Source organism: Marinobacter sp. (genome assembly GCF_039977835.1).
Classification (GTDB): Bacteria; Pseudomonadota; Gammaproteobacteria; order Pseudomonadales; family Oleiphilaceae; genus Marinobacter.
This window is the reverse complement of sequence record NZ_JBDWCL010000026.1, coordinates 1-10,790: the sequence shown is the minus strand read 5'-3', so window position 1 is coordinate 10,790 and position 10,790 is coordinate 1. Positions and strand designations below refer to the sequence as shown.

8 protein-coding genes are annotated in these 10,790 nt (G+C 51.4%); 6 read left to right on the top strand and 2 right to left on the bottom strand.

All coding sequences use genetic code 11. The features are described from left to right. Positions 1-313: 313 nt before the first annotated feature. Genes ABJM11_RS08110 through ABJM11_RS08085 form a run of 6 tightly spaced genes read left to right on the top strand, consistent with a single transcriptional unit; the run spans position 314 to position 9,774 of the window. The gene (locus ABJM11_RS08110; RefSeq protein WP_348295721.1) at positions 314-886 is read left to right on the top strand and encodes a recombinase family protein; all 573 of its coding nucleotides are present in this window, start codon (positions 314-316) and stop codon (positions 884-886) included. 27 nt (positions 887-913) lie between these two features. Next, on the top strand, positions 914-2,629 hold the full coding sequence (locus tag ABJM11_RS08105; RefSeq protein ID WP_348295720.1) for a class I SAM-dependent DNA methyltransferase: 1,716 nt from the start codon (positions 914-916) through the stop codon (positions 2,627-2,629). Continuing rightward, positions 2,619-4,055 (top strand): restriction endonuclease subunit S, encoded by a 1,437-nt coding sequence (locus ABJM11_RS08100; RefSeq protein ID WP_348295719.1) that lies wholly within the window; start codon positions 2,619-2,621, stop codon positions 4,053-4,055. The genes ABJM11_RS08105 and ABJM11_RS08100 overlap by 11 nt, the downstream gene beginning before the upstream one ends. Next, positions 4,048-5,223, top strand: coding sequence for a DUF4268 domain-containing protein (locus ABJM11_RS08095; protein ID WP_348295718.1), 1,176 nt, complete (start codon positions 4,048-4,050; stop codon positions 5,221-5,223). The genes ABJM11_RS08100 and ABJM11_RS08095 overlap by 8 nt, the downstream gene beginning before the upstream one ends. A gap of 59 nt (positions 5,224-5,282) precedes the next feature. Further along, positions 5,283-8,441: a type I restriction endonuclease subunit R gene (locus ABJM11_RS08090; protein ID WP_348295717.1), complete on the top strand. Its 3,159-nt coding sequence runs from the start codon at positions 5,283-5,285 to the stop codon at positions 8,439-8,441. Positions 8,442-8,493: 52 nt separating this feature from the next. Continuing rightward, the gene (locus tag ABJM11_RS08085) at positions 8,494-9,774 is read left to right on the top strand and encodes a hypothetical protein (protein ID WP_348295716.1); all 1,281 of its coding nucleotides are present in this window, start codon (positions 8,494-8,496) and stop codon (positions 9,772-9,774) included. Positions 9,775-10,300: 526 nt separating this feature from the next. Here ABJM11_RS08085 and ABJM11_RS08080 read toward each other — a convergent pair. Both ABJM11_RS08080 and ABJM11_RS08075 read right to left on the bottom strand, forming a co-directional pair. Next, positions 10,301-10,594, bottom strand: a complete 294-nt coding sequence (locus ABJM11_RS08080) for a helix-turn-helix transcriptional regulator (RefSeq protein WP_348295715.1) — start codon at positions 10,592-10,594, stop codon at positions 10,301-10,303. Positions 10,595-10,710: 116 nt separating this feature from the next. Next, positions 10,711-10,779 (bottom strand): hypothetical protein, encoded by a 69-nt coding sequence (locus ABJM11_RS08075; RefSeq protein WP_348295699.1) that lies wholly within the window; start codon positions 10,777-10,779, stop codon positions 10,711-10,713. Positions 10,780-10,790 lie beyond the last annotated feature (11 nt).

The following is a 10,790-nucleotide window of genomic DNA, read 5'->3' as shown; positions in this document are numbered from 1 at the left end:
ATCAAACGATAACCTAGATATCGTCTAGTTGCTCAGGGGTTCTACCGCGTTACTGCGGACATTCCTAAAAAGAAGCTGAATTTCTTCAAGGGAAAGTGTAGGTCTATCCGCCTGAATGTCCGCTTTGCGACCTCAGCGTGCCTTGTTTCCGATTAGCGGCCCGGTTAAACCCCTATCTGATAAAGGTCCGCTTTCTATCAGAAAACGGTCGTTTTCTGGACACCTGAAACAACAGCCCCAAAACCCTTCTTTTTGCCTTGTTTTGTGTTCAACAATCACGTACAACAATCTATGAACAGGAAAGGCACCTTTTATGATCATAGGTTATGCACGTGTCAGCACGCAGGATCAGAATCCTGAGCTTCAAGTGGATGCACTTGAGAGAGCGGGGGCTGAACAGGTATTTCAGGAAAAGTTTACCGGCACCCTTCGAGAACGACCTGAGCTTTCGCAATGTGTCCGTACTCTCCGAAAGGGAGACATTCTGGTTGTCTGGAAGCTAGATCGACTGGCGCGGTCACTGAAAGACTTGGTTGAGATTGTCCAAGATCTTCATGACCGGGAAATTGGATTCAAATCATTGACTGAATCCATCGATACGACCAGTTCCGGTGGCCGCTTGGTGTTTCATATTTTCGGGGCCCTCGCTGAGTTTGAGCATGACCTGATCCGAGAGAGAACCCGTGCAGGTTTGGACGCAGCACGAGCAAGAGGTAGAAAGGGTGGACGAAAACCCAAGCTGTCCGTGTCGGACATCCAAAAAGCTCAGGCCATGCTCTCCGACCCGGATATTACCAAAACTGAGGTTGCCCAACATTTCAACGTCAGCCGCACAACACTGAATGCTGCACTATTGCGGCTTAAGACAACAAAAGAAACTGTTTAAGCATCGAAACGCACAAGGGACTAATTAATGGCCAATTTGGAACAGCAATTTCTATCCGACCTTGACGATAAACTCTGGAAAGCCGCAGATAAGCTGCGCGCCAATCTGGACGCTGCAAACTATAAGCATGTGGTGCTGGGCCTAATTTTTCTGAAGTACGTGTCTGATGCCTTCGAAGAGCGCCAAGAAGAATTGCTGCAACAGTTCAAGAATGAGAACAACGACATCTACTTCCTGCCGCCGGAAGACTACGACACCGACGCTGAGTACCAGCAAGCCCTGGAAGAAGAGCTAGAGGTTCTGGACTACTATCGCGAAGAAAATGTGTTTTGGGTGCCCAAACAGGCTCGCTGGAAAACCCTGAAAGAAAAAGCTGTGCTTCCTATAGGGACGGTGCTCTGGCAAGACGAGGCCGGTAATGACGTCAAATTACGATCGGTCTCCTGGCTAATCGACAACGCCTTGGAAGAGATCGAAAAGAGCAACCCCAAAAAGCTCAAGGGTATCCTCAACCGCATCAGCCAATACCAACTGGACAACGACAAACTGCTGGGCCTGATCAACACCTTCTCTGACACCTCTTTTACCCGACCGGTCTACAAAGGCGAAAAGCTGAGCCTGCACAGCAAAGACATCCTGGGTCATGTTTACGAATACTTCCTAGGCCAGTTTGCCTTAGCAGAAGGCAAACAGGGCGGCCAATATTACACCCCAAAGAGCATCGTCACCCTTATCGTGGAAATGCTTCAGCCATACTCGGGCCGCGTATACGATCCGGCCATGGGTTCCGGGGGCTTCTTTGTTTCTAGCGACAAGTTCATCGAAGAACACGCCCGCGAGCAGCTCTACGACGCCGCCGAACAGAAAAAGCATATATCCGTCTACGGCCAAGAATCTAACCCTACCACTTGGCGCCTCGCCGCCATGAACATGGCGATCCGGGGCATCGATTTCAACTTCGGTAAGAAGAACGCCGACTCCTTTTTAGACGACCAGCACCCGGATCTACGTGCAGACTACGTAATGGCCAACCCGCCGTTCAACATCAAAGATTGGTGGAATGAATCCTTGGCCGACGACGTACGTTGGAAATACGGCGTACCACCGAAGGGCAATGCCAATTTTGGCTGGATGCAACACATGATTCACCACCTGTCGCCCACAGGCAGCATGGCCCTACTGCTGTCCAATGGCTCCATGAGTTCTAACACCAACAATGAGGGCGAGATCCGCAAACGCTTGGTGGAAGAGGATCTGGTGGAATGCATTGTTGCCCTTCCCGGCCAGCTGTTCACCAATACTCAGATCCCGGCCTGCATCTGGTTTCTCACCAAAGACAAAGCGAATGGAATGGTGCGTAATGAAAAGAAGCGCGACCGTCGGGAAGAATTCCTGTTCATCGATGCTCGCAACCTGGGCTTCATGCGGGATCGAGTACTGCGGGATTTCACCAACGACGATATCGCCAAAATCGCAGACACTTTCCATGCCTGGCAGCGTGGCGAAGTCTATGGGGATGTGGCCGGATTCTGCAAATCTGCCAGCTTGGACGATATTAAAAAGCACGATTTTGTTTTGACGCCGGGGCGTTATGTGGGCGCTCAAGAGAAGGAAGACGATGGCGAGCCGTTTACCGAGAAGATGACGCGGTTGACCGCGCAACTTCAGGAACAGTTTGCTGAGAGTGACCGGCTTGAGGTGGAGATTAAGCGGAATCTTGGGGGGCTGGGTTATGAGTGCTAAATGGCCTCGCGCAATCATCAGCGATGTTTGCGATCTGATAGTTGACTGCGTAAATAAAACGGCCCCCCGGGTAGATCACGAAACTCCTTATAAAATGATCAGGACGCCCAACGTTAGGCACGGGCTAATTGACCTCACTGACTGTCGCTTTGTTGAAAGAGAAACCTACGAAAAATGGACGAGACGGGCTAAGGTTGAGCGCGGCGATGTTCTCTTGACCAGAGAAGCCCCCATGGGTGAGGTGGGCTTGGTTGATTTCGATGATACCGTATTCCTTGGCCAAAGGATCATGCAGTACCGGGCGGATAAAACCGTTCTCCATCCAAGGTTCCTGCTTTACTCATTTCTTTCGACCGATCTTCAAAATCAATTCCGGATGCACGATGGCACAGGATCTGTAGTCAGCCACATTCGTGTTCCGGATTGCTCAAAGTTTGAGTTAAAGCTCCCACCTTTGTCAGAACAGAATCGCATCGTTAACATTCTTGGTAGCTTGGACGATAAGATCCAGCTCAACCACCAAATCAACCAAACCCTCGAACAGATGGCCCGGGCCATCTTCAAGAGCTGGTTTGTCGATTTTGAGCCGGTCAAAGCCAAGATCGCCGCACTGGCAGCCTGCGGCAGCGAGGAAGACGCCGTGCTCGCAGCCATGCAGGCCATTTCCGGCAATGGCGAAGAGGAACTAACCCGCCTCCAGACCGAACAGCCCGAGCAATACGCCGAGCTTCGCGCCACTGCCGAGCTGTTTCCGTCGGCTATGCAAGATAGTGAGTTGGGGGAAATTCCGGAGGGGTGGAGTGTCAGCCAAATTGGTGATGAAGTGACTGCCGTCGGCGGTGGCACTCCATCCACCAAGAACCCTGCCTTTTGGGAAGCGGGCCAGATCAGCTGGACTTCACCAAAAGATCTATCAAATCTTGCAGACAGAGTACTTGTCGAAACTGAGCGCAAAATCACCGAGGCGGGCCTTGCGAAGATCAGTTCTGGCTTACTGCCAATCGATACCGTGCTGATGTCGTCGCGGGCACCGGTTGGTTATCTGGCTCTCGCTAAAATTCCTGTTGCGGTTAACCAGGGCTATATTGCGATGAAATGCGAGAAGACCCTAACGCCAGCGTTTGTCATCCAGTGGTGCCAGTCTCATATGGGCGAAATCAAAAGCCGAGCCAGTGGGACAACGTTCGCGGAGATTAGCAAAAAGAACTTCAAAATCATCCCTGTAGTGACGCCCGCAGAATCACTGATTTCGATTTATTCACGGCAAGCATCTTCGCTCTACGACGCCATTGAGAATAACCTCCGGGAGTCAGACACCCTCGCAAAACTACGAGATTCCTTGCTTCCCAAACTACTGACTGGCGAACTCTCGATTTCAGGAGCAGAGGATCACGTTCAGGAAACGGCGGAGATAGCCGATGTTTAAGATCGACGCCGCTTCCAACCGTATCAACCCACTGGAAGTAAAACGCTTCAGTGACCTGGGGTTTACCGAGCGCAAGCATCTACAGGAATGGCTGGAGAACTACCCGCAGGCACTGGCGCAGGGCGATGGTGAGGAACTGCTGATCGTTCAGAAGGAGTTCGATGGCTTCGACGATACCCGTGAGCGATTGGATCTGCTGGCCATCGACAAGGACGGCAATCTGGTTATCATCGAAAACAAGCTCGATGACAGTGGCCGCGATGTGGTATGGCAGGCACTCAAGTACGCTAGCTACTGCGCCAACCTGAAAAAGCAGCAGGTGGTGGAGATTTTTCAGAGGTATCTGATTCAAAAAGCCCAGAATGAAGGAATCGAACCGGCCGATGCCGAGAAAGTCTTACTAGAATTTCTACAGGCCGATGACCTGCAATCCGTCCAACTCAACACCCTGAAAAGCCAGCGCCTTATATTGGTGGCTGCCCACTACCGTAAAGAAGTCACCAACACGGTACTTTGGCTGAGCCAGTTCGGTGTGGACTGCCAGTGCTTCAAGGTCACGCCCTACCAGGCCGGTGCAGAGCTGTTCCTAAACGTGGAGCAGATCATCCCAACTCCTGAAGCCTCGGACTTCATGATCGGCATGATGGCCAAGGAGGCCGAGGAAAAGAGCGCCAGTAATGAGCAGAGGCAAAGCCATCGGCTGCGTCTGGAATTCTGGGAGCAGACGCTTGAGGCATTCAGCCAGAGCAGCTGCAACCTCTACAACAACGTCAGTCCCGGGAAAGATCACTGGCTATCCGCCGGTTCTGGGCTCTCGGGCATGGTGTTCAGTCTCATCTTTGGAAAGAGCGAGATCCGCGTGGAATTCTCCATGCAACGCTCCCAGGCGGAGGCGAACAAATTCGTATTCGACCGCTTAGAAACTCAAAAAGCGAAAATTGAAGTGGCATTTGGTAATGCATTGATATGGAAACGACTTTCCGATCAAAAAGCATGCCGGATTCAGTTCAGTAAGCCGGTGGATGGCTATGACAAAGCCAACTGGCCAGAAATGATTGCGTGGCTGGTAGAGCACATGGCCCGACTTGAAAAAAACCTGAGCGGGCCATTGGAAAAGATTAAGCACGAGCTCAAAACCGCGAACGTCGTGAAAAAAGATTCTGAGTAAGAAGAATAAAACAAAAACCGCAGAGCTAGAGCCGGCTACTCGTCGATAAGGACAAAGCAATGACGGAAGATCAACTGGAACAGCAATGCCTGGAATGGTTCGCCGAGGCCAATTGGGAAATCGGCCATGGCCCGGATCTAGCGCCGGATGGCCCCTCACCGGAACGGGCCGATTACCGGCAGGTGCTGTTGTTGGCTGATCTTGAAAAGGCCCTTCGCCGCATAAACTCTCATTTGCCCCAGAGCGCCGTTGAGCAAGCTGTCGAGGTGGTACGTAAGCCGGAAAGCCTGGACGTAGTAGTTAGCAACCGCGCCTTTCATCGCCTACTTTTGGAAGGTATCCCCGTAAAGTATAAGCGCGCCGAAAAGGTGATTCACGACCAGGCGTTTTTGGTGGATTTTGGCGACCTAAACGCCAATCGGTTCCGCGCTATCAATCAATTCACCATTGAAGGCAGCAAACAGCTACGCCGACCCGATATCGTTTGTTTCATTAACGGCCTGCCTTTTGCGGTATTGGAACTGAAAAGCCCCGGTGCGGAAAACGTGAATATCTGGGATGCGTTTAACCAGATCCAGACCTACAAAGACGAAGTGACCGATTTGTTCGCCTACAACGAAGCGGCCATCATCAGTGACGGCTACCTCGCCCGTGTAGGCTCTCTCACTGCCAGCCAGGAGCGTTACATGCCCTGGCGCACCATCAAGAATGAAGACGACAAACCGCTATTGGAGTGGCAGCTGGAGACCCTCGTAAGGGGCTTCTTTGATAGAGAATTGTTTCTGGACTACATCCGCTACTTTGTGATTTTCGAGACAGACTCCGACCAGCTGATCAAGAAAATCGCCGGCTACCATCAGTTCCATGCTGTGCGTGAGGCGGTGCGAGCAACAGTGATTGCCGCCAAGGATATAAACGGCCGTGGCCGTGGTGAGAAACGAGCCACACCCAGAGGTACAGTGGAGCCCGGCAGTAAGAAAGCTGGGGTGGTTTGGCACACCCAGGGCTCCGGCAAGAGCATTTCCATGTGCTGTTACGCCGGAAAACTTTTGCAGCAGCCGGAAATGAACAACCCCACGTTGATTGTGGTCACCGATCGCAACGACCTAGACGGCCAACTTTACGCGACCTTCAGCTCCGCGAAGGAGCTGCTGAAACAGGAACCGGTGCAGGCGGACGACCGCGATACATTGCGCCGGTTGCTGGCAGAGCGCGAGTCCGGCGGCATAATCTTTACCACGGTGCAGAAGTTCGCCTTACTGGATGAGGAAAATGGCCATCCGATCCTGAATGATCGCCATAACATCGTGGTGATTTCAGATGAGGCCCACCGCAGCCAGTACGGTCTCAAAGCCACTCTAAAAAAAGACGGCACCTACAAATTCGGCTACGCCCGCCACATGCGTGATGCACTGCCGAATGCCTCGTTCATCGGCTTCACCGGCACCCCCATCGAAAGCGAAGATAAGGACACCCGAGCCGTATTCGGCGATTACGTCTCCATCTACGACATCCAGGATGCCGTGGACGATGGCGCAACTGTCCCTATCTTTTATGAATCCCGCTTGGCCAAGCTGGACATGAACCGCGAAACCATTGAGGAACTGTCCGACCGGGTGGAGGAAGTGGTTGAAGACGAAGAAGACGTTGGCTCCCGGGAGAAAACCAAAGGCGAATGGAGTCGGCTCGAGAAACTGGTGGGTGCCGGGCCCCGCCTGCAACAGGTGGCGGAAGACCTAGTAAACCACTTTGAAACCCGCACCAGCACCATTGAAGGCAAGGCCATGATTGTAACCATGAGCCGTGAGATTGCCGTTCACCTGTATAACGAGATTGTCGCCCTGCGTCCAGAATGGCACGACGACCATCCCGAGAAAGGCGCCATCAAGGTGGTGATGACCGGCTCAGCTTCTGACCGGTCGCTGCTGCAACCGCACATTCACAACAAGCAGACCAAGAAGCGGTTTGAGAAGCGATTCAAGGATGCGAGCGATTCCCTGAAACTGGTGATCGTGCGTGATATGTGGCTAACCGGCTTCGATGCGCCCTGTTGTCACACCATGTACGTGGATAAGCCGATGAAGGGCCACAACCTGATGCAGGCCATTGCCCGGGTAAACCGCGTGTTCAAGGACAAGCCCGGTGGACTGGTGGTGGATTACATCGGCATCGCCAACGAGCTCAAGCAGGCCCTGAAAAACTACACCGACGCCAAGGGAAAAGGTTCTCCCACTCACAGTGCGGAAGAGGCCTACGCTATCCTTCTGGAGAAGCTGGACATCATCCACGGCATGTTCGCTCCCGGACCGAAGGGCAAAGGCTTCGATTACAGTGGCTTTGAGGCTGAGCCGCAGAAGTATCTGGTACCTACCGCCAACTACATTCTGGGCCTGGAAGACGGTAAGAAACGATTCCTGGATACCGTGCTGGCCATGAACAAGGCCTTCTCGTTGTGCGCCACTCTGGACGAAGCTCAGGCGCTGCAAAAAGAGGTGGCCTTCCTATCGCAGGTGAAAGCAGCCATCACCAAGTTCACCAGCGTGGACAAAAAGCTCACCCAGGAAGACAAAAACTCCGCGCTGAAACAGATCCTGGATAACGCTTTGGTAGGCGGTGGCGTGACTGATGTCTTTGCTCTGTGCGGCCTGGACAAGCCCAACTTAGGCCTGCTCTCCGACGAGTTCCTGGAGGATGTGCGACGAATGCCCTACAAGAACTTCGCCGTGGAGCTACTGGAAAAGTTGCTGAAAGATGACATAAAGGCCCACACTCGTACGAACGTGGTTCAGGAGAAAAAATACGCTGACCGCTTGCAGGAAACGCTGCGCAGGTACAATAACCGCGGTATCGAAACCGCTCAAGTGATCGAAGAGCTGATCGCTCTTGCGAAGCAATTCCAGGCTGAGCTTGAACGTGACGAAGCGCTTGGCCTGAATCCAGATGAAGTGGCGTTCTACGACGCTCTGGCCCGCAACGAAAGCGCCGTGCGAGAGCTCGGCGACGAGATCCTGAAAAAAATCGCCATAGAAATCACAAACAAGCTCCGGAAGTCCACCACGGTTGATTGGCAGGTTCGTGAAAGTGTCCGCGCCAAGCTGCGCATCTTGGTCCGACGGACCTTACAAAGGTACAAGTATCCACCTGACAAAGCGCCGGCGGCGATAGAGCTGATCATGGAGCAGGCTGAGGCTCTATCAAATAACTGGTCACAACGCTAATTCATGACTGTTAAATGTCGTCTAAAGAGATGATCAACCAAAAGGACAAAAAATGACAACCGAAGTTGCCGTCATGAACCGAACCGCGATTTCACTTGCCGCTGATAGTGCCGTAACTATTGGCGGCGACAAGGTCTACAACACGGTAAATAAACTTTTCACGCTTTCCAAGACCGAGCCGGTTGGGGTTATGGTTTACGGAAGCGCCTCAATCATGAATGTTCCTTGGGAAACCGTCATTAAAACCTACAGGAAGGAGTTAGGAGCAAAATCTTTCCCAACTCTCAAAGCGTATAGTGACGATTTCATTGAGTTTCTCTCTAGAGATGGCGGAATATTTTCGGAGAAAGCCCGAGAGCGCTTTATTGATCAAACCATTCTATCCCTCTGCGATCTGATGAGAGAAGAGGTGGTCAATGATGAACGCCTCCAAGGAGACTCTGATGAAAGCATCTATAAAAGGGCGGCACAAATCGCATCAGAGATTGTAAAAAGAGAATATGAGGCAATTTCTGCAGGCTGCGAGATATCTGAAATTTCCGATCGTGTCGAGAAGATGCTTGAAGTGCATGGTGATCGATTTTATCGTCTCGCCGCCTCATCGCTTGAAAAAATATTTCCGCTGCTCGAAGTCGGGGACAAAGAGCTTCTTCGTAGGGCATTGGCGATGTACTTTCACAGCGACTACTTGCTGGGGGACTTTTCGGGAATTGTGATTGCAGGCTTTGGGGAGCAGGACCTCTTCCCGAAGGTTATTACGATGCACATGCAAGGATTCTTGGGATCAACCAACAAAGTTGTTGTGGAGAGCGCCAAATCCAACCTTGTAGAGGATGAGGAATTTTCAGCTAGTATTATTCCGTTTGCTCAGTCGGACATGATTCACACGTTTCTCGCCGGCATTGATCCCTTCCTAGATCGCGTCTATCGTAATGAAGCAGCGGGAACGATTATGAACGTAGTTGACGCGGCAGCCGACAAAGTCCGCGAAGACGAAAGAGAGCAATTTAGAACGGATCTAGCAGCTGCTGCTGAAGAGGCGTTTGGTTCGATGCTGAAGGCAATCGAAACTAAGCAGCGAGAGACGTATCTATCGCAAGTAATTAGCATGCTCGATTCTCTACCTAAAGACGAGCTTGCAGAAATGGCTGAGACTCTTGTAAATTTAATCGCGTTCAAGAAGAAAGTGACTCGAGGCACAGAGTCGGTAGGAGGCCCGATAGACGTGGCGATCATAACGAAAGGTGATGGGTTCGTTTGGATGAAACGTAAGCATTATTTTGATCCAGCCCTTAACCATCACTTTTTCTCAAACTATAATAAAAATATTTGAGAGGAATTCAGCTATGAGCTCTGAGATGGTTTCACAGATTCGTCGACAAGCTTTAATGAGACGCTTGGCTCCAGAACACTACAACAGGGAGCAAAGAAAGCGCGCTATTGGAAAGTCGTTAGAAAAGAGTGGAAAAAGCCATACTTTTCGAGAAAAGGTTGGCTCCTCGCTCGAAAATTGTCTTTCACTTGATGCCTAAAGGTACGCTAGCCGTTTGCTTGCTGGTGACATGTGGCTGATTCTGTTGAGTCTCGCTGTTCAACGAGTCGAAAGGTTTTACCTCAGTTCCACGGACTGTTTTAAAGCGGCTGTGGCCCGGCGTCTGTTTGTGGGCCATGCGGATCAGGGTAAGTTCAAATTGGATCACTACTGCGCATAAGAACGCCATTATGGTAAACCGAAGGTGCTGCCCAACACCCTGACGGTTTTAATTCTACGCTACCTCTTCATGATCCTGTTCAGCCGTTTTCCGTAACCACCCTAGCCGCACAACGTCGCTGTGGTGGTGCATTATTTCAAGAAACCGTCATGCGTTGACAGTATTCTTATCCTCGACTGCTTCTAGTTTTACTCGATAGCCGCAGGCCATTGCGTATTTTTTCAGGGTTCCCCAGCTGGGATTGCTACGACCACGCTCAAGCCTGGAAATATTGCTTTTCGCGGTTCCGATCCGCTTTGCCAGTTCATCCTGTGTCAGTCCCGCGTTGGACCGCATGGTGATTAGTTGATCAATGAATTCGAATTCGCCAGCCAGTCGGTCGTATTCCTCGCGCACGGCTTCGTTTTTGAATGCTTCTTTTTTAAGTGCTGTCAGACTCATCTTTTTTCACCTCCTGGAGTCGATTTTTTGCAAGCTCCAGATCATTTTTAGGTGTTGTCAATGGCCATTTATTTTGACCCACCTTTGGCCAATAAAATTGACCCACCTTTCATAGTCTAGCTTGTTGTCTTCTGCTTTAGCCGATAGCTTTCTCCTCCCAGCATAAAGATGTGTGAATGGTGGATGACGCGGTCAA